General features: G+C 64.8%; 23 protein-coding genes. 9 read left to right on the top strand and 14 right to left on the bottom strand.

Features of this window, described 5'->3' with window-relative positions:
• Positions 1-66 precede the first annotated feature (66 nt).
• The 10 genes from guaD to uraH form a co-directional block, all read right to left on the bottom strand.
• Complete coding sequence (guaD, locus tag EMQ25_RS02975; RefSeq protein ID WP_127187053.1) at positions 67-1,365, bottom strand: guanine deaminase; 1,299 nt, start codon at positions 1,363-1,365, stop codon at positions 67-69.
• Entirely contained in the window at positions 1,362-2,585 is a 1,224-nt protein-coding gene (locus tag EMQ25_RS02970) for a urate hydroxylase PuuD (protein ID WP_127187052.1), read from the bottom strand. Before EMQ25_RS02970 ends, guaD begins: the two co-directional genes overlap by 4 nt.
• Before the next feature lie 217 nt (positions 2,586-2,802).
• Positions 2,803-3,885, bottom strand: a complete 1,083-nt coding sequence (locus EMQ25_RS02965; RefSeq protein WP_127187051.1) for a BMP family ABC transporter substrate-binding protein — start codon at positions 3,883-3,885, stop codon at positions 2,803-2,805.
• Positions 3,886-3,911: 26 nt separating this feature from the next.
• Entirely contained in the window at positions 3,912-4,841 is a 930-nt protein-coding gene (locus tag EMQ25_RS02960) for an ABC transporter permease (RefSeq protein WP_244606446.1), read from the bottom strand.
• Complete coding sequence (locus tag EMQ25_RS02955) at positions 4,838-5,920, bottom strand: ABC transporter permease (protein WP_204569834.1); 1,083 nt, start codon at positions 5,918-5,920, stop codon at positions 4,838-4,840. Before EMQ25_RS02955 ends, EMQ25_RS02960 begins: the two co-directional genes overlap by 4 nt.
• Positions 5,904-7,469: an ABC transporter ATP-binding protein gene (locus EMQ25_RS02950; RefSeq protein WP_127187050.1), complete on the bottom strand. Its 1,566-nt coding sequence runs from the start codon at positions 7,467-7,469 to the stop codon at positions 5,904-5,906. Before EMQ25_RS02950 ends, EMQ25_RS02955 begins: the two co-directional genes overlap by 17 nt.
• Complete coding sequence (xdhC, locus tag EMQ25_RS02945; protein ID WP_127187049.1) at positions 7,459-8,322, bottom strand: xanthine dehydrogenase accessory protein XdhC; 864 nt, start codon at positions 8,320-8,322, stop codon at positions 7,459-7,461. Before xdhC ends, EMQ25_RS02950 begins: the two co-directional genes overlap by 11 nt.
• Positions 8,323-8,324: 2 nt before the next feature.
• On the bottom strand, positions 8,325-10,655 hold the full coding sequence (xdhB, locus tag EMQ25_RS02940) for a xanthine dehydrogenase molybdopterin binding subunit (RefSeq protein ID WP_127187048.1): 2,331 nt from the start codon (positions 10,653-10,655) through the stop codon (positions 8,325-8,327).
• On the bottom strand, positions 10,652-12,118 hold the full coding sequence (gene xdhA / locus EMQ25_RS02935) for a xanthine dehydrogenase small subunit (RefSeq protein ID WP_127187047.1): 1,467 nt from the start codon (positions 12,116-12,118) through the stop codon (positions 10,652-10,654). Before xdhA ends, xdhB begins: the two co-directional genes overlap by 4 nt.
• 44 nt (positions 12,119-12,162) lie before the next feature.
• Positions 12,163-12,519 (bottom strand): hydroxyisourate hydrolase, encoded by a 357-nt coding sequence (uraH, locus tag EMQ25_RS02930; protein ID WP_127187046.1) that lies wholly within the window; start codon positions 12,517-12,519, stop codon positions 12,163-12,165.
• A gap of 163 nt (positions 12,520-12,682) precedes the next feature.
• Here uraH and puuE point away from each other — a divergent pair, with 163 nt between their 5' ends.
• Entirely contained in the window at positions 12,683-14,101 is a 1,419-nt protein-coding gene (gene puuE / locus EMQ25_RS02925) for an allantoinase PuuE (protein WP_127187045.1), read from the top strand.
• 11 nt (positions 14,102-14,112) lie between these two features.
• Here puuE and EMQ25_RS02920 read toward each other — a convergent pair whose 3' ends face one another.
• Together EMQ25_RS02920 and EMQ25_RS02915 are read right to left on the bottom strand one after the other, a co-directional pair.
• Positions 14,113-15,465, bottom strand: a complete 1,353-nt coding sequence (locus tag EMQ25_RS02920; RefSeq protein WP_127187044.1) for a serine hydrolase — start codon at positions 15,463-15,465, stop codon at positions 14,113-14,115.
• A gap of 124 nt (positions 15,466-15,589) precedes the next feature.
• Complete coding sequence (locus tag EMQ25_RS02915; protein WP_127187043.1) at positions 15,590-16,042, bottom strand: SRPBCC family protein; 453 nt, start codon at positions 16,040-16,042, stop codon at positions 15,590-15,592.
• Positions 16,043-16,090: 48 nt separating this feature from the next.
• On the opposite strand from EMQ25_RS02915, the gene EMQ25_RS02910 reads away from it, so the two are divergent.
• The 6 genes from EMQ25_RS02910 (at position 16,091) to EMQ25_RS02885 (ending at position 19,956) form a co-directional block, all read left to right on the top strand.
• Complete coding sequence (locus tag EMQ25_RS02910; RefSeq protein ID WP_127187042.1) at positions 16,091-16,426, top strand: ArsR/SmtB family transcription factor; 336 nt, start codon at positions 16,091-16,093, stop codon at positions 16,424-16,426.
• Between the two features lie 68 nt (positions 16,427-16,494).
• Positions 16,495-17,520, top strand: coding sequence for an allantoicase (alc, locus tag EMQ25_RS02905; RefSeq protein ID WP_127187041.1), 1,026 nt, complete (start codon positions 16,495-16,497; stop codon positions 17,518-17,520).
• Positions 17,521-17,539: 19 nt separating this feature from the next.
• Positions 17,540-17,974 (top strand): cupin domain-containing protein, encoded by a 435-nt coding sequence (locus EMQ25_RS02900; RefSeq protein ID WP_127187040.1) that lies wholly within the window; start codon positions 17,540-17,542, stop codon positions 17,972-17,974.
• Positions 17,971-18,474 carry an ureidoglycolate lyase gene (locus EMQ25_RS02895; protein WP_127187039.1) on the top strand — a complete coding sequence of 168 codons (504 nt, stop codon included), beginning with the start codon at positions 17,971-17,973 and terminating at the stop codon, positions 18,472-18,474. The genes EMQ25_RS02900 and EMQ25_RS02895 overlap by 4 nt, the downstream gene beginning before the upstream one ends.
• 94 nt (positions 18,475-18,568) lie before the next feature.
• Positions 18,569-19,351, top strand: coding sequence for an META domain-containing protein (locus EMQ25_RS02890; protein WP_158625935.1), 783 nt, complete (start codon positions 18,569-18,571; stop codon positions 19,349-19,351).
• Positions 19,352-19,359: 8 nt separating this feature from the next.
• Positions 19,360-19,956: a nucleoside deaminase gene (locus EMQ25_RS02885; protein ID WP_127187037.1), complete on the top strand. Its 597-nt coding sequence runs from the start codon at positions 19,360-19,362 to the stop codon at positions 19,954-19,956.
• A gap of 1 nt (position 19,957) precedes the next feature.
• Here EMQ25_RS02885 and EMQ25_RS17960 read toward each other — a convergent pair whose 3' ends face one another.
• Positions 19,958-20,104, bottom strand: coding sequence for a hypothetical protein (locus EMQ25_RS17960; protein ID WP_158625934.1), 147 nt, complete (start codon positions 20,102-20,104; stop codon positions 19,958-19,960).
• 273 nt (positions 20,105-20,377) lie between these two features.
• On the opposite strand from EMQ25_RS17960, the gene otsB reads away from it, so the two are divergent.
• On the top strand, positions 20,378-21,127 hold the full coding sequence (otsB, locus tag EMQ25_RS02880) for a trehalose-phosphatase (RefSeq protein ID WP_204569831.1): 750 nt from the start codon (positions 20,378-20,380) through the stop codon (positions 21,125-21,127).
• 66 nt (positions 21,128-21,193) lie between these two features.
• On the top strand, positions 21,194-22,660 hold the full coding sequence (locus tag EMQ25_RS02875; protein ID WP_127187036.1) for an alpha,alpha-trehalose-phosphate synthase (UDP-forming): 1,467 nt from the start codon (positions 21,194-21,196) through the stop codon (positions 22,658-22,660).
• Between the two features lie 278 nt (positions 22,661-22,938).
• Here EMQ25_RS02875 and EMQ25_RS02870 read toward each other — a convergent pair whose 3' ends face one another.
• On the bottom strand, positions 22,939-24,363 hold the full coding sequence (locus EMQ25_RS02870; RefSeq protein WP_127187035.1) for a DEAD/DEAH box helicase: 1,425 nt from the start codon (positions 24,361-24,363) through the stop codon (positions 22,939-22,941).
• Between the last annotated feature and the right edge of the window lie 59 nt (positions 24,364-24,422).

Below are 24,422 nucleotides of genomic sequence, written 5' to 3'. Positions count from 1 at the left end.
CACAGTGACGCGCCCGGCTCAAGCCCTTCGCTGCCCGGAATGCGTCATTTGCATGATCTGCAAGGCTCAGGGCGCGAGCATGCCCTTCAGCGGCCGGCCGGCCACATAGGTTTCCCGCACTGCCCGGTCGTCGCCGCAGGTCTGGAGCAGAAACAGCTCTTCGGCCAGCGTTTCGACCGTTTCCATCCGCAGGTCCATCTGCGGGGTCGCCCGCGCGTCCAAAACGACGATGTCCGCCGCCGAGCCAGCCCTCAACGTCCCGATTTCGTCCTCGAGCCCCAGCGCACGGGCATTTCCCAGTGTCGCCATATAGATCGAACGGAGCGGATCCAGCCGCTGCCCGCGCAGCTGCAGGACCTTGTAACCCTCGTCGAGCGTTCGCAACATCGAGTAGCTGGTGCCCCCGCCGACATCGGTCGCAACGGCGATCCGAACGTCAGCCCGCCGCAAGCGATCGAGATCGAAGAGGCCAGAACCGATGAAGAGGTTGGAGGTCGGACAGAAGACCGCGACCGACCGGGTTTCGGCGAGCAGGCTCACCTCCCGCTCTGAGAGGTGGATCGCATGACCGAGCAGCGTCTTCGGCCCGAGCAGGCCGTAATGCTCATAGATGCCCGTATAGTCCCTCAGGTTCGGGTAGAGGCTCCTGGCAAAAGCGATCTCGTCGAGATTCTCCGAGAGATGAGTCTGGATGTGGCAATCGGGATAGGACTGGGCCAGCGCCTGGGCCATTTCCATCTGCTCCGGGCTCGACGTGATCGCAAAGCGGGGCGTTATCGCGTAATGCGCCCGGCCCCGTCCATGCCAGGCCTCGATCAGGCGAACGGTGTCATCGAAGCCTGTCTGCGGCGTGTCACGCAGTGCCTCGGGGGCATTGCGGTCCATCATGACCTTGCCGCCGATCATGGCCATGTTGCGCTTGCCGGCCTCTGAAAAGAACGCATCGACCGATTGCGGATGGACCGAGCAATAGGCCGCCGCGGTGGTCGTTCCGTGCCGGATCAGCTCATCGAAAAAGCGGGAGGCGATCCGCTCCGCGTGCTCGGGATCGGCAAAGCGCTGCTCGGCGATGAAGGTGTATTTTTCGAGCCATTCGAGCAGTGCCGCGGCGTAGGAACCGATCACCTGCATCTGCGGGAAATGGATATGGGCGTCGATGAAGCCGGGCAGCAGGAGGTGCGGCCGATGATCGATCACCTCGGCGCTCTCGGCCAGCGCGGTCGAGAACGGCCCGGTCTGCACGATCCGGCCATTTTCGATCAGGATCGCGCCATCCTCGATCAGGCGATAGCTCGCCTGATCATCAGGCCCCTGCGGCTCCGCAACAAATTCGAGCACCCGCCCGCGCAGTAGCGTGCGGGTCATCGTCCCTGCCCTTCGCGGAACCAGGCGACCAGCAACGCCCGCTCGGCATCGGTCATGCCGGTCAGATTGCCCGGCGGCATCGCGTGCGACCAGCCCGACTGCATCACGATCTCATGGGCATGATTGGCGATGGCCGCTTCGGTATCGAGGTGAACGTTCTTGGGCGCCTGATGGACGCCGTCCCAGACGGGCTCGGCCGTATGGCACATCGAACAGCGCGTGAGGACCGTGTCGCGCGCCGCCTCGAAATGGCTGGCCTGCATGAACCGCTCCGCACTGGCCGAAGCGACACTGTTTGCGCCCGCGTCAAATTTGGGCGCCGTCGAGAGCCATGCGATGACGAGAAAGAGCACCACAGCCACTGCCCAGGTCCAGTGCGGGTTGCCCTTACGGGCATGGCGGGTATTGAAATAGTGCCGGATGACGACGCCCACGAGGAAGATCAGGCTCGCGATCAGCCAGTTGTACTGCGTTGCGAAAGCCAGCGGATAGTGGCTCGAGAGCATGAAGAAAATGACGGGGAGCGTCAGGTAGTTGTTGTGGAGCGAGCGCTGCTTGGCAATTTTCCCGTAGATCGCGTCCGGCACGCCGCCGGCTTTCAGCGTCGCCACGACCTTTTTCTGGTTCGGGATGATGATCATGAACACGTTGGCGCTCATGATCGTGGCGGTAAATGCCCCCATATGCAGCATTGCCGCACGGCCGGTGAACACCTGCGTATAGGCCCAGGCCATGGCAGTGAGGATGGCGAACAGGATCAGCATCAACCCGTTCTGGCTGTTGCCGAGCGGGGACTTGCAGAGCGCGTCGTAAAGTACCCAGCCCAGGGCGATCGAACCGATCGAGATCAGGATCGCACCCCACTGCGGCACGTCGAGAACGTTTCGGTCGATGAGATAGAGGTCGGCACCGACATAGTAGACGATGACGAGCAGCGTGAACCCGGAAAGCCAGGTCGCGTAGCTTTCCCATTTGAACCAGGTCAGGTGTTCGGGCAGGAAATCGGGCGCAACCAGATATTTGTTGATGTGATAAAAGCCCCCGCCATGCACCTGCCACTCCTCGCCATGGGCAAGCGGCGGCAGGCTCGGCGTCTTACGCAGGCCGAGGTCGAGCGCGATGAAATAAAAGGACGAGCCTATCCAGGCGATGGCCGTGATCACGTGCAGCCACCGTGCGGCGAAGCTGAGCCATTCCCAGAAGATCGCGAAATCAGTCATGCTTGTACTCTAGTGCCGCTTCTGGCGGTGGGGTCGGGTGCGTGGACGCATGTGGCGCCCCTCTCACCCCTCTCGCGTTGCGCGCGATCCACCCTCTCCCACAAGGGGAGAGGGTTGTCGACCGGGAGCGCCCCGCGCGTCTTCCCTCTCCCCTTGTGGGAGAAGGTGGCCCGCGGGGTCGGATGAGGGGGGCGCCCCCCTCATCGTACTTTCAGTCCTACGACTGGACGCCCTGCACGTACCAGTCCATCGCCCAGAGGCCCGCATCATCGATCGTCTCGCCCTCGGCGACGCGCTCGGTGCCGGTGTTGTCAACGATCGGGCCGGTGAAGGGATCGATCGAGCCGTCGATGATGCCGAGACGCACGGCTTCTGCCGCTTCAACGACATCGGCGGGGATCTTCTCGTTGTAGTCGCCGATGACCACTTCGCCTTCAGCCAATCCAGGCCAGCTGTCACCCGACTCCCAGGTACCGTCGAGCACCTTCTGGGTGGCCGCGATGTAGTGCGGGCCCCAGATATCGATGATGGCGGACAGGTGCGCATTGGGCGCGAAGGCGCTCATATCGGCACCCTGGCCGAAGCCGCCAATGATGCCACGCTCCTCAGCGACCTGCAGGGCCGCCGGGCCGTCGGTATGCTGCACGAGAATGTCGCAGCCCTGATCGATCAGCGCACGCGCCGCGTCGGCTTCGCGAGCGGGATCGTTCCAGGTGGAGAGCCAGACGACGCGGACTTCGATGTCCGGATTGACCTTCTGGGCCGCGAGCGTGAAAGCGTTGATGCCCATGTTCACTTCGGGGATCGGGAACGAGCCGATATACCCGATGAGGTTGGTCTCGGTCATATGCCCGGCGATGGTGCCGATCACGGCGCGGCCTTCGTGGAAGCGGGCATTGTAGGTACCGACGTTCTCCGAACGCTGGTAACCGGTTGCGTGCTCGAAGATCACGTCCGGGAACTCGCGCGCGACGCGGATGACATAGTCGCCGAACCCGAAGCTGGTCGCAAAGATCAGCTTGTGGCCCTGCTGGGCCAGTTCGCGCAGCACGCGCTCGCAATCGGGACCCTCGGCAACGTTCTCGACGAAGGTCGTCTCGATCCGGTCGCCGAATTCCTCTTCGAGCGCCTGCATTCCGACATAGTGGCCATAGGTCCAGCCATTGTCGTCGCGCGGACCGACATTGACGAAGCCGATCTTGAGCGGCTCGTCCTGGGCAAAGGCGCGGCTGCCCAGCAGCGGCAGCGCGAGGCCGGCACCGCCGATCTTGAGGGCCGTGCGGCGGGTGATGATTGTCATGGTCGTCTCCCTGGATGACATCAGTGTTAGCTGGCAGGCATGAATGGCTTGCCGAGGCAGGCCGGGGCATTGGAATGGCCCGCTCGCCGGAGCGAGATGAGGACCAGCACCAAGATCGTTGCGAGATAGGGCAGCGAGGCCCAGAGCTCGGCGGGAAGGAAGGAGAAGGCGCCGCCCGACGCCTTCGCATAGAGCTCGAGCGTCATGACGAGCCCGAAGAGATAAGCGCCGGCGAGGAGGCGGAACGGACGCCAGGCGGCGAAAACGACGAGCGCCAGCGCAATCCATCCGCGCCCTGCGGTCATCCGTTCGGCCCATTGCGGGGTAAGCAGCAGCGGAAAGCAGCTGCCGGCGATACCGGCCATGGCCCCGCCGAAGGCGACGGCCGCATAGCGCACCCCGATCACCGAATATCCGATCGAATGAGCGGAAAGATCGTTCTCGCCCACGGCGCGCAGGATGAGCCCGGCCCGGCTGCGGGTGAGGAACCACCAGACCGCAACGACCATGATGAGGGAGAAATAGACAAGAGGACTGTGCCCGAAGATGAGGCGCAGAACAGGATCGGTCGCGAGTTCGGGCGGAAAGATCGACCGGAACGGGGTAATCGGTCTGCCGGTGAAGGCCTGCCCGAACAGGGATGAATAGCCCGTGCCGAAAATGGTGAGCGCGAGGCCCGTGGCCACCTGATTGGCCGAGAGCGATAGCGTCAGGAACGCAAAGATCATCGAGGACGCCATGCCGGCAAAGGCGGCACATGCAATGCCGAGCCAAGGATTGCCCGTGGTGAAGGTCACGGCAAACCCGGTGACCGCCCCGATCAACATCATGCCTTCGACGCCCAGATTGAGCACACCGCTCTTTTCGACGACCAGTTCGCCGAGCGCCGCGATCAGGATCGGCGTCGAGGCCCCGATGACGGTAATGATGATCGCGATCAGCATTTCCGTGGTCATGCTGCGCTCCCCGCTGGCTGGGCGCCGACCCGGCGGAACCGGTAACGGACGAGGACGTCGCTGGCGAGAAGGAAAAAGAGCATCATCGACTGGAAGATGCCGACGGCCGCATTGGGCAGCCCGATCGTCGTCTGCGCCACCTCGCCGCCCACCACCGCAACCGACATTGCGAACCCGGCAAAGATGATGCCGAGCGGGTTCAGCCGGCCCAGAAAGGCAACGATGATGGCGGTAAACCCGTAATTGGTCGGAAAGCCCGGCACCATGCGCTGGAAGGTGCCCGCGACCTCGAGCATGCCCGCAAGCCCTGCGAGCCCGCCGCTGACCATGAGGGCGAGCCAGATTGTCTTGTTGGCCGAAAACCCGCCATAGCGCGCGGCCTGCGGCGCGGCGCCCACGACCCGGATCTGAAACCCGAAAAGCGAACGCGCCATGACGAACCAGGCGATAAGCGCGACCACGAGCGCGATCGGAACGCCGAGGTGAACGATCGTCCGGGGCACGACGATGGGTAGTACCTGGTCGGCGGTAAAAAGTGGCGTCTGTGGGAAGCCGAACCCCATCGGGTCGCGCCACGGGCCGAGCACCAGATAGTTGAGGAGCTGGATCGCCACATAGGTCAGCATCAGGCTCGTCAGAATCTCGCTGACTTTGAGACGTGTCTTGAGCGCAGCAGGCACGACGGCCCAGGCCATTCCGCCTGCAACCCCTGCAATCGCCATCAGTGGCAGGATCCAGGGCCCTGCTAGGTCTCGGGTCGAAAGCGCAACCGCCGTCGCCGCCAGCCCGCCGAGAATGTACTGGCCCTCCGCGCCGATGTTCCAGACATTAGCCCGGTATCCGATCGCGAGGCCGACCGCGATCAGCACCAGCGGCGCAGCCTTGATGCCAAGATCCTGCCATTTGAGCGGGTTCAGGATGGGAGTGACGAAGATCTCCCGGACCGCGCCTACCCCGTTATAACCAATGGCGGTGAAGATGGCCGCCCCGACGATCGCCGTCAGCAGCACCGCAAGCACGGGCGCTGCATAGACCATGGTCCGGCTCGGCTCGGGCCGCTTTTCAAGCTTCCACTGCAACGCCGCCTCCGGGGTTGATATGCACTTCGGCTTCGGTGCCGTGAACCCCGCCCATGAGCAGCCCGATCTCCTCGATGGAGGCTTCCCCGACCTTCAATGGGCTGCTGAGGCGGCCTTCGTTGATCACGGCGAGCGTGTCGCAGAGCGAGAGCAACTCGTCGAGATCCTGGCTGATCACGACAACGGCCGAGCCTTCGGCAGCGAGATCGACGATCGCCTGGTGAATGGCAGCCGCCGCACCCGCATCGACACCCCAGGTGGGCTGGCTGACGACGAGGACCGAGGGCCGCTGCAGGATTTCGCGCCCCATGATGAATTTCTGGAGATTGCCGCCCGAAAGCGACCCGGCAAGCGAATGCGCGCCAAGCGCCTTCACGGAAAAGGCGCCAATCACCTTGTCCGTGTAGCTGCGGGCCTTGCGCCTGTCGACGAGCCCGGCGCCGACCATGCCGAGCCTGTCTCGCGCGGTGAGCACCGCATTGTCGGCAAGGGTGAAGTCGCCCACCGCCGCATGCCCGTTTCGCTCTTCGGGCACCGCGCAGAGCCCCTTGCGCCGCCGTTCGCTGGGGGAGAGCCGCCCGATGGCCGTGCCATCGAGCGTGATCGCGTCGGCGCGTTCGCCCAGCACCTCGCCCGAAAGCGCATCGAGAAGCGCGTTCTGGCCATTGCCGGCAACCCCGGCGATCCCGAAGATCTCGCCTGCGCGAACGGTCAGGCTCGCACGGTCAATCGCGACACCGAACTCGTCTTCGCTGCGGGTGGAGAGGTCGCGGAGCACGAAACGGGGCGCCCCGAAGCTGCGCCCCTCTCCCTTGCGAATGTCCTTGAGGCTGCCGCCGATCATCTTTTCGGCCATGGACCGGGAGGTTTCGGCCTTGGGATCACAGGTGTCGACCAGCCGACCGCCGCGCAGAATGGTCGCCGTATCGCAGAGCGCCTTGATCTCATGGAGCTTGTGGGAAATGTAGAGGATGGAGCAGCCCCGCTTTGCCAGCTGGCGCAGCGTGGCGAAAAGGCCCTCGACCTCCTGTGGCGTCAGCACCGAGGTCGGCTCATCCATGATTAGCAATTGCGGCTCGAGAAGCAGCGCGCGCACGATCTCGATCCGCTGTCGCTCGCCAACCGACAGGGTGGAAACGATGCGCTGCGGATCGAGCTTCAGCCCGTAGGTCTCCATCACCTCGGCAATCCGGCGCGACAGCTCGCGCGGGCCAAGCCTTTCGTCCATGCCGAGGGCGATGTTCTCGAGCACGCTCATCGCCTCAAAGAGCGAGAAGTGCTGGAAGACCATGCCGATGCCGAGTTTCCGGGCGGCCTTGGGATTGGGGATGGTGACGGGGTGCCCGTTCCAGGAAATCTCCCCCGCATCGGGCTGCATGATCCCGTAGATCATCTTGACGAGGGTGGATTTGCCGGCCCCGTTCTCACCCAGAAGCGCGTGGATCTCGCCGGGGCGGACCGCAAAGCTCACATCGTCATTGGCAAGAACGCCGGGGAAACGCTTGGTTATGCCGCGAAGCTGCAGCCTCGGTGCAATATCAGCTTTCATGTACGGCACGCCCCCTGCTCGTGGTGACGGCCCGCTCGTCTCGTGCTTCCCGCTGGCCAATGTGGACCATTATTTCGGCCGCCGCCAGTGCTGCAATCACCTCGGGACGTTTATCCCCGAGCCCTTGCGCGCCGATGGGCAGAACCAGCCGCGAAAGTGCCTCTTCGCTGCCGCCCTGGGACAGGTACCAGCTGGCGAAACGCGCCCGCTTCGTTCTCGAACCCACCATTCCGACATAGGCGGCATCGCCGCGGCCCAGCGCCTCGGCGGCGATCAGAAAGTCGAGCGCGTGGTCATGCGTGACGATCACATGGGCCGCGCCCGGTCGCGCGGCACGCACCAGCGCTTCGGGCATGGCCACCGCGCGCGCCACGACGCCTGCCGGCAGATCCTGCAGCACGTCCGGCCGCGTATCGACCATCTCCACGGCGACCGGGAGGAGCGCGAGGCACTGCGCGAGTGCCCGCCCGACATGGCCCGCGCCGAAAACCAGCACCTGTGGCCGGTTCGCATGTTCGGTCTCCGCCTCGACCAGCAGGGCCGATGCGCGGGCAGACGACAGGACCTTGAGCGATACCTCCACACGCCCCCCGCAGCACTGGCCGATCTCGGGACCGAGCGGCACGTCGAGCGTCGTGGCAGGAAGCCCGTCACGCAGCGCCTGCCGGGCACGCGCAATCACCATGTATTCGAGGGCACCGCCGCCGATGGTTTCATGCACCGCACTTTCGGTGATCAACATCCAGGTGCCTGCGCGCCTGGGGCTGGAGCCCCGCACGGCAATGAGTTCGGCGATGATGACCGGCGCGCCCGCAGCAAGAAAAGTCCGGAGCCGGGCGGGCGTCTCGTCCATCATCAGCCCCCTGCCCGCATGCGCTCGACCCCCATGAGGACGCGCTCGGGCGTCACCGGCGTATCGAGGCGCGGCGCCACCTTGTAGTCTGCGACCGACGCAACGGCCATGGAAAGCGCCTCGACCACCGACATGGCAAGCATCAGCGGCGGCTCGCCCACCGCTTTTGAGCGTCCGATCGTCTCCTCGCGATTGGCCGACCAGTCGCAGAGGTTGACGTTGAAGATCGGCGGTACGTCGGAAGCGAGCGGGATCTTGTAGGTAGAGGGCGCGTGCGTGCGCAATTCGCCCTTTTCGTCCCACCAGAGCTCCTCGGTCGTAAGCCAGCCCATGCCCTGGATGAACCCGCCCTCGATCTGCCCCAGATCGATCGCCGGGTTCAGCGAGCGTCCTACATCGTGGAGGATATCCACCCGATCGACCTGGTATTCCCCCGTAAGGGTGTCGATCGTGACCTCGGAAACCGAAGCGCCATAGGCGTAATAGAGGAAAGGCCGTCCGCGCCCGCTGCCACGATCCCAATGAATCTTGGGGGTCTTGTAAAAGCCTGCCGCCGAGAGCTGCACGCGGTTGAGATAGGCCGACGCCACGAGTTCGGTGAAGGGAACGAACCGTCCGCCGGCCTCTATACCATTGGGTACCCAGAGAATTTCATCCGCCGGCACTTCGTAGAGCCGAGCCGCATGGGCTTCGAGCCGCGCCTTGATCTGTCGGGCGGCATCGGCTGCGGCCATGCCGTTGAGATCGGACCCCGAGGAGGCCGCCGTGGCCGACGTATTCGGCACCTTGCCGGTGGTCGTTCCCATGATCTTGATGCGATCGATGCCGACGCCGAAGGCATCGGCGAGAACCTGGGCGACCTTGGTATAGAGCCCCTGCCCCATCTCGGTGCCGCCATGGGAGAGATGGATCGAGCCATCCCGGTAGATGTGCACGAGCGCACCGGCCTGATTGTACCAGGTGGCGGTAAAGGAGATGCCGAACTTGACCGGCGTCAGCGCGATGCCCTTGCGGAGCACCGGGCTCGTCCGGTTGAAAGCGAGGATCGCCTCGCGACGAGCGCGATAGTCGGCACTGGCCTCGAGTTCGCCGACCAGCCGGTCGATAATGTTGTCTTCCACCGTCTGGTGGTAGGGGGTGATGTTGCGATCACCCTGGCCATAGAAATTGGCCTTCCGGATCTCGAGCGGATCGCGCCCCAGCGCATAGGCGATATCTTCGATCCAGCGTTCCGCGGCAAGCATGCCCTGTGGTCCGCCGAAGCCGCGAAAGGCGGTATTGGAGACCGTGTTGGTCTTCAGCGGCTCGGATCTCACCCTCACGTCCGGGTAAAAATAAGCGTTGTCGGCGTGGAACAGCGCCCGATCGGTCACCGGTCCGGACAGATCGGCTGAAAATCCGCAACGAGCCGCATAGACGGCGTCGACCGCCTCGATCCGCCCGTCATCATCGTAGCCGACATCGTAGTCGACAACGAAATCGTGCCGCTTGCCGGTGGCGATCATGTCATCGTCGCGATCGGGACGGATCTTGACCGGGCGGTTGAAGCGCTTGGCCGCGAGCGCCGCGACGGCGGCAAAAAGATTGCCCTGCGTTTCCTTGCCGCCAAAGCCGCCACCCATCCGGCGGACGTTGACCGTCACCGCGTGCTGGGAGATGCCCAGCACATGGGCGACCATCAACTGCACTTCGCTCGGATGCTGGGTCGAGGAATGGACGATCACGTCCTCGTCCTCACCGGGCAGCGCAAAGGCGATCTGCCCTTCGAGATAGAAATGGTCCTGTCCGCCGATCGTCATCCGACCCGAGACACGGTTCTTTGCTCGGCTGAGGCCCGCATCCACGTCGCCGCGGACAAGCGTCAGCGGTTCGGTGACGAGCGTGCCGCCGGCACGCCGCGCCGCATCGACATCGAGCGCGGCCGCCAGCGGGGCATAAGTGATCTTCGCAAGCCGGCTGGCGCGACGGGCGGCGTCCCGGGTTTCCCCGATCACCGCAAAGACGGGCTGACCCAGAAACTCCACCCGACCCTCGGCGAAGACCGGATCGTCGTGCTTATGGGGCGGGCTCACATCATTCTCGCCCGGAATATCGGCCGCCGTCAGGACGCCAACCACGCCCGGCGCCGCGCGGACCGCATCGAGATCGACCGAGACGATCTCGCCATGGGCGATCGCGGAGAGCCCGAGATAGGCGTGAAGCGTCCCGGCCGGCTCGGCGATATCGTCGATATATTCGGCCCGCCCCGAAACGTGCTTGCGGCCACTGTCATGGGCGAGGCTCTGGTGCATCCGCCCGCCGGCAAGGGCGATATCGGTTTGCTGCCTGTTCATGCCGCACCCCGCTCGAGGCGCTGGCCCGCGCCTGTTGTCTCGAGATGGAAGCGGCGCAACAGGTTGCGCGCCGTCAGCATGCGGTAGTCTGCCGAGGCCCGCATGTCGGAAATGGGCTGGAAATCCTCAGAAAAGGCCGGCAGGGCCGCCTCGATGGTCTCGGCGGACCAGGGCCGACCAACCAGCGCCGCTTCGACCGCCCTCGCCCGCTTGGGCGTCGCGGCCATGCCGCCGAAGGCGATCCGGACCATGCCGACCGTGCCGGCATCGTTGACGAAGATGCGGAATGCGCCGCAGAGCGTGGAGATGTCTTCCTCCCGGCGCTTGGAGATCTTGTAGACTGCGAACTGCTCGCCGGCCGGCAGCGCCGGGATCATGACGCTCTCGACGAATTCGCCCGGCGCGCGATCCTGCTTGCCATAAGCAATGAAGAACTCTTCGAGCTTCAGCGTCCGCCGTTCGGAGCCCTTGCGCAGGGTCACCTTCGCACCGAGCGCAATGAGCGGAGGCGGTGTGTCCCCGATCGGTGAGCCATTGGCGATATTGCCCCCGATCGTCCCCATGTTGCGCACCTGCTCGCCACCGATGCGGTGCCAGAGTTCGGCCATCTGGGGGAAGCGGCGGGCCAGTACTTGCGCGGCACGCGTATAGGAAACCCCGGCCCCCAGCGTCACGCCGGTTGTCGTGTCCTCGATCCCCTGCAATTGCTCGAGATTGCCGATGAAGATCAACGGACCGATATCGCGCATGAACTTGGTGACCCATAGCCCCACATCGGTGGAACCGGCGACGAGCGTGGCCTCGGGCTCTGCGGCATAGACCCGGGCGAGGTCCTCGACATCCGAGGGCACGATGAGACGCGCCCGCCCCTCCCCGATTTCGATGCGCGAGCCGTCCTGAAGTGCACGCAGTTTTGCGACCATTCCTGACCGCTCGAGCACCAGCGGATCTTCCTCGGGCCGTCCGAAGCCGGCAGCCGCTTCTGCTGCCCGGATGATCGGGGCATAGCCGGTGCAGCGGCAGAGATTGCCCTGCAGCGCCTTCTCGACATCCTGCCTCCCGGGCTCGGGCATCCTCATCCAGAGGGCATAGAGCGACATGACGATGCCAGGCGTGCAGAACCCGCACTGGGACCCGTGGTGCTCGACCATGGCCTGCTGCACCGGGTGGAGCGGACCCGTGGGAGACGAGAGATGCTCGATGGTCACCACATGCGCGCCATCCAAGGCACCCACGAAGGCGATGCAGGCGTTCACGCTCTCATAGGCGATCCCCTCGCCCGAAACCCGGCCGACCAGCACGGTGCAGGCCCCGCAATCGCCCTCTGCGCAGCCCTCCTTGGTGCCCCGCAGATGCCGGTCGAGCCTCAGGAAATCGAGGAGCGTCCGCGTGGCCGAAATGTCGGTCAGTTCAACGAGGCTGTCGTTGAGGATGAAGCGCAGCGTCCCGCGGATCTCCGTCATGAGCGGATCCCCGAAAGACGTCCAAGGGCGGTGGATGCCATAGCTCAGCTCCCCCTATAGGTCGAATAGGCGAAGGGCGAGACGAGCAGCGGCACGTGGTAGTGACTGCGTTCGGAAAGCGTGAAGCGCACGGGCACGACGTCCAGGAAGGGCGTCTCGAGCTCGACGCCGAGCCGCTCGAAATACTGGCCGACGTGAAAATGGATTTCGTAGGCGGCGAGATGGAGATCCTCGCCTTCGAGCAGCGGGCGATCCACGCGCCCATCGGCATTGGTGTAGCTTTCGAGCAGATGGTGGGTGTGGTCGCCATGCACCAGCACCAGATCGAGCCGCATGCCGCGGGCCGGACGGCCGTGCATGGTATCGAGGACGTGCGTCGTCAGGCGCGCCGAATCCGCCATTGTTCTTTCCTGCTCAAATGGGCCCCTTGGCGCGACTATCTGAAAATTTCGTCGCACTTGAAAGGGGGTATGCTGAAAATTTTACCAGATGGTCCACTTTCGCCGCTCTTGTGGGCATGGGGGTCCAGAGGCCATAAAGCGAGCGTGACAAACGGAGGCCGGAATGCGCTACCCCAGAAACATGCATGGCTATGGCCCGAGGACCCCGAAGGTCGAGTGGCCGGGTAGCGCCAATATCGCGGTCCAGTTCGTCCTCAACTATGAGGAGGGCGGAGAAAACAATATCCTGCATGGCGATGCCGCTTCGGAAGCCTTCCTCTCCGAGATCGTCGGGGCCCAGCCCTGGCCGGGCCAGCGCCACTGGAACATGGAGTCGATCTATGAATACGGCGCTCGCGCCGGCTTCTGGCGGCTCCACCGTCTGTTCACAGAGCGCGAAATTCCGGTGACCGTCTATGGTGTCGCAACCGCCCTGCAGCGCGGGCCGGCGCAGGTTCGCGCCATGCAGGAGGCAGGCTGGGAGATCGCCAGCCACGGGCTCAAATGGATCGACTACAGAGACGTTTCGATCGAAACGGAGCGCAACCATCTCCACGATGCGATCCGCATTCATACCGAGGTGACGGGCGAACGCCCGCTCGGTTGGTATTGCGGGCGAACTTCGATCAACACGGTCGACCTGGCGAGCGAAGAAGGCGGCTTCCTCTACGTTTCGGATGCCTATGACGACGACCTGCCCTATTGGCGCGAACATCTGGGAACGCCCCAGCTCATCATCCCCTATACGCTCGATGCCAACGACATGCGGTTCGCAACCCCGCAGGGCTTCAATTCGGGCGAGCAGTTCTACCAGTATTTGAAAGACAGCTTCGACACGCTCTATGCCGAAGGCGCGGCAGGACACCCCAAAATGATGAGCATCGGGCTTCACTGCCGACTCGTCGGCCGGCCTGGTCGTAGCTCTGCGCTCGCCCGCTTCGTCGACTATGTCCGGAGCCACGAAAAGGTCTGGATCGCCCGGCGGATCGACATCGCCCGGCACTGGATCGCCCACCACCCATACGAGCCGCAGCAGAACCGGCCGTCCGAGCTGCCCTATGACGATTTCACGGCGCTTTTCGGCGGAATTTTCGAGCACTCCGAATGGGTCGCCGAGCGGACGTGGAAGCGGGAACTGGGCCCGGCGAACGATACGGCGACGGGCCTACACGCCGCGATGGTCGCGGTCTTCCGCAGCGCTGGCGCGGAGGAACGCCTTGCCGTGCTGCGCGCCCACCCCGATCTTGCCGGCAAGCTGGCGCAGGCCAAGCGGCTGACGGCAGCATCGGCTGCCGAACAGGCCTCGGCGGGCCTAGATGCGCTGACCGATGAGGAACACGCGGAACTCACCGGCCTCAACGCCGCCTATCAGGAGAAATTCGGCTTTCCGCCGATCATCGCCGTGCGCGACAACACCAAGCAGTCGATCATCGCGGCGTTCAGGCAGCGGCTCGGAAACGACCGGGAAACCGAATTCGAGACCGCATGCCGGCAGGTCGAGCGGATCGCCTATCTGAGGCTGGCCGCCGTCCTGCCGGACTGAAGGCGGGAAGCCTATTCGAGCCTCTGACCGGGCAGGTTCTGCCCGTGCTGGGTGAGGACGAGCCCCGTCCCTCGACCCTCGGCATCCGTCTCGAAGCGGATCTGCGCGTCGACGACGGTATAAAAGAAGGCCGTGTCGCTCTCTGGGAAGATCTCGAATCGATCCTGGCCCGTCGCCTGCGCGAAGAGCCCATCCCCCTCGCGGGTGACCTCGATGAAGAAGTCGGGCGAAAGCTGGTAGCGCCCGACATAGCGGTCGAGCACCCCGGGCGCGAGGTCGATCGCCGTCCGTTCGACCGGAGGCTGCGAAAGCGGCAGGCTGGGGTCGAGCAGGTGAAGCCCGATGTCCTCGCCCCCGGCCTCGTGGGCCGTATTGGTCAAGACCACTACCCCTGCGCCATCCGCGCGGCGGAAGCCGGTGGACGCGGTGTAGCCACCCGTCGCGCCATTGTGCCAGACGATCTCGCCGGGATCGCGCGCAACGACGAACCAGCCCAGCGCAATGTCGGTGCCTTCGGCCCCGGTGCTGCGCCGCGTCTCGAGCATGAGGGCGAACGCAGGCGCAAGCGGCGTCTCCACCTGTCCGGTTGCGGCCCCGAGGAAAAGCAGCATGTCATTGGCCGTCGAACGCACGGCGCCCGCACCGGCAAAGAGCCCGAGATCCCAGTTCGGCACCGGATCGAGCGAAGCGGCGTGCCCGCTTGCCAGGCCTTCGCGGAAATCGGGGTCGAGCGCGCTCGCCGTACGGTTCATCCCGAGCGGCGCGAGAATGCGCTCGCGCAGGAGGCTCGCATAATCGGTGCCCGCGCGGGTCGCGAGGACATGGCCGAGAAGCCCATAGCCGAGATTGGAATATTCGAAGGCCTCGCCCACTCCGCGCGGCAATTCATAAGCGTTCAGAAAGGCATGCAGGTCGCCCTCGTCATAGCCGAGATAAGGGTTGGCCGGATTCTGCGGCTTGAAATTGTCGGGCAGTCGCGGCAGGCCTGACATATGGGTCGCCAGATCCAGCAGAGTGATCTTCACCCCGTCCCGCTCGGGCATCGAGACGCCTTCGGGGAGGAAATCGGCCACGGGCTGGTCGAGCCGCACTTCGCCGCGCTCGACAGCATCGGCGAGCAGCAACGCAGTGAAAACCTTCGAGATCGATCCGATTTCAAAGAGTGTATCGCCGGTCAGGGGGCTCGGATCGTCTTTGGAAAGCTTGCCGTAGGTCACGATGCGCGTGCCCTCGGGCTCGAGGACGCCGACGACGATCCCGACCCCCCGATTCTCGTCGTCGATGCGCGTTGCGATCAAAGACGAAATCTCTGAATCGGGCAGGATGGAAGGGGCCGGCGACTGCGCCAGGGCGGCAAAACTCATCAAAAAAACTCCAGTCAAGGTCAGGACGAACCGTAGCATCGGCCCCTCTTCCGATTTCGTTCGCAGATGGGCGCAACCTTGACGGCGTTTGTGGCGGTCATGCGACGCCACCGCCATTTAGCGTTCAGGCAAAGAAGCCGTCGCGCAGGCGGATGCCGTGCTCGAGCCAAGCCTTCATGCAACTGAGGGCATTCATCCATCCCCCGCAATTGCCGATGCAGCTCTGGAGCCCGGTTGCGTTCTCGCGCCAGCCGGACTCCGAGATCGTCACCAATGTCCGCCCGTCTTCGAGCGGCGCGAAATCCAGCGTCACGAGGGTTTTGTAGGGCCCTTCCCCGTCCTCGGCGGCGTCCCAGCGCAGCACGATCTGCCGGTCTTTCTCGACGCTCACCACTTCGACGGGAAAGGCACCGGGGAAATCCGCGAAATCCCAGGTGACCGTCGCGCCCGGTTCGAGACGGCCCTCAGCCCCGCCGGTCGTGAAAAAGGATGACAACTGCGCCGGATCGACCACTGCCTCGAAGACTTCGGAAACCGGCCGCGCAATGCGCCCGGATACGGAAAATCTGAGCTCCATCCCAACCTCCTGCTTGTGGGGTGGGAAATTATGTTATAGATTTATAACATGTCAAGTGACGACGCCGATGACCTGATCTTCAAGGCGCTTTCGCACCGCGTTCGCCGCGCCATGCTGGATGCCTTGAAGCCTGCTCCGATGACGACGGGCGCGCTCTGCGCACGGTTTCCGGCGCTCGACCGCTGCACCGTCATGCAGCATCTGCGCGTGCTCGAGGATGCGGGGCTTGTCGTCGCCGAACGACGGGGGCGCGAGCGCTACAACCATCTCGATGCCTTGCCGATCCATGCCATCCACGAGCGCTGGATCGGCCCCTATGCCGCCTATGCGAGCGCAATGCTGTCGCGGCTCCGGACCGACCTCGAGACGCCTGCAGAACACTGATTGGCCCTTGTCTGGCCTGCTCGGCTGGGGCTAACTGAAATCCTCATCCGCCTTCCGAAACGAGCCCGATGCCGATCCTCCACCAGCCCGAACTGCCCTCCGATGCCATTCCTGCCTTCGTCCGCAATGGGGTGAACCTCGCTTCAGCCGGCCTCGGCGCCGAAGTGCTGTCGGTCAGCGACGATTTCTTTGCCGAGGGCAGCAGAATGCTGGCCGACACCGTGCCGGCCTTCGACCCCGATCTCTATGACGATCACGGCAAGTACATGGATGGATGGGAGAGCATCCGCAAGCGCGGGCCGGGACACGATCATGCGGTCGTCAAACTCGCCGTGCCGGGCGTGATTTCCGGTTTCGACGTCAATACGGCCTGGTTTACGGGCAATTTTCCGCCCGCGTGCTCGATCGATGCCTGTCGCGTCGAGGGCGCGCCGGACTCCGACACCGAGTGGGTGCCGCTTCTGCCCGTGAGCGCGCTCGGCGCTAGCGCGCACCATTTCTTCGCCTGCACGTCGGAGGCCGCCTGGACCCATGTGCGGCTCAACATCTACCCCGATGGCGGAGTGGCGCGGCTCCGGGTCTATGGTCGCCCCGAGATCGATGCCGCGTCGCGCTCGGGGGAGCGGCTCGATCTGGCTTCCGCGCTCAATGGCGGTCGCGTCGTCGCCTATTCGGACGCCCATTACGGCAATTTCCAGCGCATGCTGTCACCGGGCCGGGGGCTGAATATGGGCGATGGCTGGGAAACCCGCCGGCGGCGCGTGCCTGGCAATGACTGGATCATCCTGGCATTGGGCGCACGCGGGTCGATCTCCGCGATCGAGGTGGATACGGCCCATTACAAGGGCAATTACCCCGATCAGGTCTCGATCCAGGCCGCCGATCTCGGCGCCGGTTTCGATGGCCTCGACACGCCCATCGTCACCTCCTCAATGTTCTGGCAGGAAGTGCTGGCGCCCCAGAAGCTCGGGCCCGACGCGATCCACAATTACGATCTCGCCGAGCCGACGGGACCGGTTACCCATGTTCGGGTCAACATTCACCCCGATGGCGGCATTTCGCGCCTGAGGCTTTTCGGAACGCTGGCGGGCTGACGCCCCGGGGAGGTCGGCCATGAGGACGCTGAACGCATGGATGCTCGGGGCGGCACTGCTCGCCGTTCCCGTGGGCGCGGTTGCCGAAGAGGCGGCGAGCTACTCCAACCTGCTGACGCCGCTCCTTTCGCAAAACGTCGACGTGCTGGGCACGCCCCTCGCCTACCCCGAAGGCGAAGCCAAGGTGACCGCCGCAATCGTCACCATTCCGCCCGGTGGCGAGACCGGGTGGCACAGCCATGAGGTACCGCTCTTCGCACACATCCTGGAAGGGGAACTGACCGTCGATTACGGGGAGAAAGGGACGCGCACCTTTCGGGCCGGCGACAGCGTGCTCGAGGCGGTCGGCTGGACGCATAACGGCACCAATACGGGAGATATCCCCATGCGCCTCATCGCCGTCTACATGGGCGGGGGCGACGCGGCCAACACCGTTACGGAGCCGACGCCGTGACGGGCGAACGGCAGATCCTCGTCGAGACGCTGACTGCGACGGATTTTGCCCCGTTCGGGCAGGTGATCGAGAAGGCGGGCGCACATCACTACACCATCAACAAGGGCATGACCGAGCGCTACCACGACCTCGCAACCGTAGAACTGGGCGGGGAAAATCCGCGGCCGCTGATCTCGATCTTCGTCGGCCAGCCCTACAGGCTTCCCCTGACGCTCACCATGATGGAGCGCCATCCGCTGGGGAGCCAGGCCTTTTGTCCCCTGGGCCCCGATCCGTTTCTCGTCATCGTCGCACCCGATGAGGGTGGTGAGCCGGGCCGGCCGCGCGCATTTCTGACAAGCGCAGGGCAAGGGGTGAACATCGGACGCAATGTCTGGCATGGGGTGCTCACCCCCCTTGATAACGCTGCGGAATTCCTCGTCGTCGACCGCGGCGGCGACGGCAGGAACCTTGAAGAACATGATTTTGCGACGCCCTTCGAAGTCGTGATATCCCCCTGAGGACGAAAGCCTTTACCCTAGTGGTCGGGCGCCGGTCGCTGCACCGTCGCAAATGGGCCATACTGTGGGCTCGAGCCTATGTGGGGAGCCTGAAATGACCTTTATCCGAGCCCTTTGTGCGAGCCTTTTGCTTCTGGTCGGGCTTGGAGCCGCACCCGTGCTCGCCGAGCGGGTCACGGTCACCGGCGAAGTCACCTATCGCGAGCGCATCGCGCTGCCGGCCGATGCACGGCTGAGGGTAAAGCTCGTCGATCTCTCCCTTGCCACCCCGCTCACCCGGGTGCAGGCCGAAGGCGCCATCGCCAGCCCCGGCCAGGTGCCGCTTCGCTTCTCGCTGGCCTTCGAAGACCGCATCGTCATGCCCGGCAGGGCCTATGGCCTCGTTGCGGAGATTTTCACGCCCGATGGGGTGATCTTCACGAATACCGAGCCATTCCGGCTCGACCCGCTCGCCCCTCCGGCGGATCTGGGCTTTCTGCTGCAGCGCGTGGCGCTCGCCGCCCCGCCGGCGGCACGTCTGGCAGAGCCGGTTGACGAGACGCCCATCACCGACATCACCTGGCGCGCGACGACCCTTCGCGGCGAGCCATTGCCGACGAGCCCGGCGAGCACGCTTTCGATCGCCGGAGACCTGCGGGCCGGCGGACGGGGCGGCTGCAACAGCTATTTCGCGCAGGCCCAGATGGCTGGTGACATGCTCGCCTTCAGCGCGGTCGCGGCGACCCGAATGGCCTGCGCCGGAGCGGTTGCCGAGCAGGAAGCGGCATTTTTCGGGGTGCTTGCCGAGACCCGCCGCTTTCGGCGCGACGGGGCGACGCTCATCTTTCTCGATGGCGCCAATGCCGAGATCGCGACGTTCACCCGCCTCGCCCGCTAGGACGCACCATGGTTCACACCCCGCAACTGATCGACCGCCTGCTCGATGTGATCGAGAACGACATCGCGCCGCTGACCCGCGCCGGCGTGGCGCGTGGCAACAAGATCTTCGGGGCTGCGATTCTGCTGAAATCGGACCTGTCGCTCGTCATCGCCGAGACCAACAATGAGGTCGAGAACCCGCTGTGGCACGGGGAAATGCACGCGATCAAAAGGCTTTACGAGCGCGGGCGCGACCAGGTGCCGGCGCCCGCGGACTGCATCTTCCTCGCGACCCACGAGCCCTGCTCGCTCTGCCTTTCGGCAATCACCTGGGCCGGATACGACAATTTCTACTATCTCTTCAGCCATGAGGAGAGCCGCGACGCCTTCAACATCCCGCACGATCTGCGCATTCTGAAGGAAGTCTTCACGCTCGAGCCCGGCGGCTACCAGAGCGTCAATGCCTATTGGACGAGCCATGACATTGCGCGAATGGTGGCGAGCCTCGACCGCGGAAGCCGCGAGGCTCTCGTGGCGCGCCTCGACGACATCGGCGCGCTTTATGCTGACCTCTCCGAGGCTTACCAGCGCAACAAGGGATCGGTTGGCATCCCGCTCGACTAGGTCAGCCGATCGGCATGTAAATGCTTTGCGGCGCCGCCGGGATCGGCATGCTCGACGCTGCGAAAGCGAGCGTCACGAGACAGAGCGCAAAAAGCCCAATCAGCGAAGAGCGTATTACAACAGCTTGTCCCATCATTTCCTCCAGCATAGAATCTTCCTGATCCCTCCGACAGTCATCGGCTTGCGTAACCCTCGGATCAACACGGCACCCGGCTCCGATAACTTGCTCCGGATCATTAGACGGGGAGCATGATTTCCGCCCCGGTGTTGACGATATTGCGCCACGGGGTTGAATGCGGGCGTAACGGGCTGTTAAGATGGCGTTCATCTTCGGATCCGCGTGCCGCGCATTGCGCGGTGAAACCATTCGCCGCTCCGGGCGTTGGCCTTTCAGGCCCCGATGCAAGATCGAAGCAGGCACATGCCAGAACCAGACATGATCGACCCGTCCGCTCCCGCGGTGCGGCTCGCCATTTTCACCGATTTCGACGGCACGCTCGTCGAGCTCGCCGAAACCCCCGATGCCGTTGAAATGCCGCGGCAACTTGCTGACCAGCTGGTGCGCACGGCCGAGAAGCTCGAAAGCGCGCTCGCCATCGTCACTGGCCGGCCGGTGGAGGATATCGACCGCTATCTCGACCCGATCCGCCTGCCGGTGGCGGGAAGCCATGGCGCACAGCGTCGGCGCGCGGATGGCAGTTTCGAGGATGCGGGCGCGGCCGGCATCCGCATCGCAAGCGAAATTGCTCAATTCCTTGAACCACTTGCAATGGCAAACCCGGACCTGATCCTCGAGCCGAAGGCCGGGGCCGTGGCGCTCCATTATCGGCAGGCGCCGCAATTGGCAGAGGATTGCCGGCGCGCCATGGAAGAGGCGGTGGCGGCGGTCGAGGGCTTTACCATCGTGCCCGGCAAGATGGTGTTCGAAGCCCGGGCAACAGGTGTCGACAAGGGTGCGGCGGTGCGGGCGTTCATGCTTGAAGAGCCGTTCGCCGGCCGGATTCCGGTCTTTCTTGGCGATGATACGACCGATGAGGACGGCTTCCGCGCCGTTCAGGAACTGGGCGGGGTCGGGATCAAGCTCGGGGAAGGCGACACCAGCGCCCGCATGCGGATCGCCGATATCGCCTCCGTCCACGCCCTCCTCAGAGGGCTCGCGGACGCTGCATAGGACGCAAAACGAGCATCAAATTTCACCCAAATTACACAAATTACAGAAATTGGACCCTCGAACCTCATGAGCAGACTCGTCATCGTCTCCAATCGCACCCCCAGCACCGGTCCGGCAGCGGGAGGCCTGGCGGTGGCCCTGCGCAAGACGCTGGCGGAGCGCGACGGGTTCTGGTTCGGCTGGTCGGGCAAGCTCTCCGAGCAGCCGCCGCGTGAAGCGCGCTTCGAAGAGGTCGACGGCCTGACGGTCGGCAAGATCGACCTGACCCGGCAGGACCACCATGCGTATTACGCCGGCTTCTCCAATTCCATCCTCTGGCCAGCCTTCCACCTGAGGCTCGACCTGACGACGTTCGATGGCCAGTGGTATGAGGGATACCGGCGGGTCAACACGCGGTTTGCCGAAGCGCTGCGGCCGCATCTCAAGCCGGACGACGTCATCTGGGTGCACGACTATCACCTGATCCCGCTGGCGGCGGAGCTGCGGCGGCTCGGGGCGCGCAATCGAATCGGGTTTTATCTGCATATCCCCTTCCCGGTCGCCGACACGCTTTTCGCAATTCCCCATCATCTCGAACTGATGCGGGACCTGTCCCATTACGATCTCGTCGGCATGCAGGCGCAGCGCGACATCGTGGCGTTCAACGAATTTGCCGACCATCAGGCTCCGCTCTCGCTGTCGGGCGACCCGCTGAAGGCGGTGGATTTTTCCAAGACGATCGTCGAGGCCTTCCCGATCGGGTCGGATCCCGATGCCTTCGCGCGGCTCGCGGTGAGCCCGGCGGCCAACAAGATGGTCCGGCGCATGCAACGGGCCATGGACGAGCAGCGGCTGATCCTCGGTGTCGACCGGCTCGATTATTCCAAGGGCCTGCCCCAGCGGGTCGAAGCCTATGAAAAGCTCCTCGCCAACAATCCCCAGCTGCGGCGCGGGGTGCATCTGCTCCAGATCGCGCCGCCCTCGCGCGACACGATCAAGGAATACCAGCACCATTCCGACCAGCTCGACGCGATGTGCGGGCATGTGATGGGGCGTTTCGCCGAGCCCGACTGGCAGCCCCTGACCTATGTGAAGCGGGCCTACGGCCAGCCGAGCCTTGCGGGGCTCTACCGCATGGCTCGGATCGGGCTCGTCACTCCGCTCCGGGACGGGATGAACCTCGTCGCCCATGAATATGTGGGCTCGCAGAACCCCGAGGATCCCGGGGTGCTCGTGCTCTCCCGCTTCGCCGGCGCCGCAGAGATCTTCGAGGATGCGCTGCAGGTCAACCCGTTCGACACCGACGAGACGGCCGAGGCGATGCGGATGGGACTGTCGATGCCGCTCGAGGAGCGCAGGGCGCGCTGGGAAGGGCTGATGCGCGCGGCGCGGACCCATAGCGTCGACAACTGGGCCGCGCGCTTCCTTGACCGCCTGGGCGCGATGGCGGGCCGGGCCCGGCAGCGCAATGCGAGCAAGGGCGGCATGCCTACGATCGCCCGCGACGTGCTGCATCTGGGCTCAGGGACCGAGCAACCGTCAGCACCTGCTTAACCAATCGGCACGATCAACCGCCCTCGCCTCATTTGCGCCCGGCTTGGGTTGGAGGATCAAAGAGGCGCCGGGCGGCTTTGCGGCGGGGACCTCCAACCGTCGGCCCGGCGCAGTCCCTTTGCCCTGATTTCAAGAGCGTTTTGAAGAGCGTCCTCCCCCTTCGAGACGGCTTTGCCGTGCCTCAGGGGTGAGGTCGTTTGCAGCATCTCCGCGAGGCGCCGACGCAACAAAAAAGGCGGCCCCTGGGGGCCGCCTTTCGTATTTTGGGAGGGCGAAGCTTAGCTGGCGCGGGCTTCGCGGGGGGGACGGGCGTCGGCCTTGGCGCGACGGGCCCGGCCGGCGTCCTTCTGAGATTTGTTCCAGCGCTGCTTGGGCTTGCCGGCAGCGGCATTGCCCGCCGGCTTTTCCCACCATGCGGCTGGGGCGTCGCCCGGAGCGGCAGAGCGGGCGGCCGGAGCGGACGAACCGCCACGGGCCGGACGGCCCTCACCCATCGCGGCCTTGCGCTTGCCCGAGAAATGCTTGTTCTCGTTGCGGCGCGGTGCCGGGGTCGACGCCTGGCGCGGCTCGGGGCCGGCCTCGCCGATGGTCGGCAGAGTACGGCGGATCAGCCGCTCGACGTCACGGAGCTTGCCGCGCTCGGCGCCATCGCAAAGCGTGATGGCGATGCCCGTCGCGCCGTTCCGGCCGGTGCGGCCGATGCGGTGGACGTAGTTCTCGGCATCATCGGGCAGCTCGAAATTGATGACGTGGGTAATGCCCGGAACGTCGATGCCGCGCGCGGCGATATCGGTGGCCACGAGGACGCGGACCTTGCCCGAAGCAAAGCCCTTGAGGGCCGCCTGACGGGCATTCTGCGACTTGTTGCCGTGGATGGCCGCGACGGCATGACCGTCGAGATCGAGATTCTTGGCGACCCGGTCCGCGCCATGCTTGGTGCGGGCGAACACGATCACCTTCGCCAGCGCCTCGTCACGCAAGAGCTCGTTGAGCTTGGCGCGCTTGGCCGCCATCTGGGTGAAGATGACGCTCTGCTCGATCGCGACCACGGTCGTGGCCGGGGGCGCCGCTTCGACGCGCACCGGATTGTCGAGGAGCCCGGCTGCGAGCTTGGCGACCTCGGGGGCCATGGTGGCCGAAAAGAGCGCGGTCTGGCGACGCTTGCCAATGGCGGCCGCGATCTCGGTCACAGGCTTGATGAAGCCCATGTCGAGCATCCGGTCGGCCTCGTCGAGGACGAGCCAGCGGGTCTGGTCGAGCCGGATCTTGCCGTCATCCATCAGATCCTTGAGGCGGCCCGGGGTGGCGATGCAGACATCGACGCCCTTGGCGATCTTCTGGACCTGGTGGTAGCGCGAGACGCCGCCGAGCACGAGCACGGTGGAGACGCGCATGCCCGCCGAGAAGGACCGGATGGCCTCCTCGATCTGGACGGCGAGTTCGCGGGTGGGCGCAAGGATCAGCGCGCGGGCGGTGCGCGGCGCGGGCCGCTCATTGCCAAGCGCGGCGAGCCCGGCAACGATCGGCAGCGAGAACGCTGCCGTCTTGCCCGAGCCGGTCTGGGCGATGCCCAGGATGTCGCGACCCTCGAGCTGGGGCTTGATGGCCTTTTGCTGGATGGGGGTAGGCGTGGTGAAGCCGGCACGTTCCAGACCCTTCACGAGGGTTTCGGGAAGGCCGAGTTCGGAAAACAGGTTTGTCAAAACTAAATCGTCTCTTGTTTGGGCGCGCCAACCAAAGCAGCGCGCGAGGCGCCCGACCC

This window comes from Arsenicitalea aurantiaca (genome assembly GCF_003994485.1).
Lineage (GTDB): Bacteria > Pseudomonadota > Alphaproteobacteria > Rhizobiales > Devosiaceae > Arsenicitalea > Arsenicitalea aurantiaca.
Note: the sequence above shows the minus strand (reverse complement) of the source record. Positions and strands in the feature narration are given on the sequence as shown.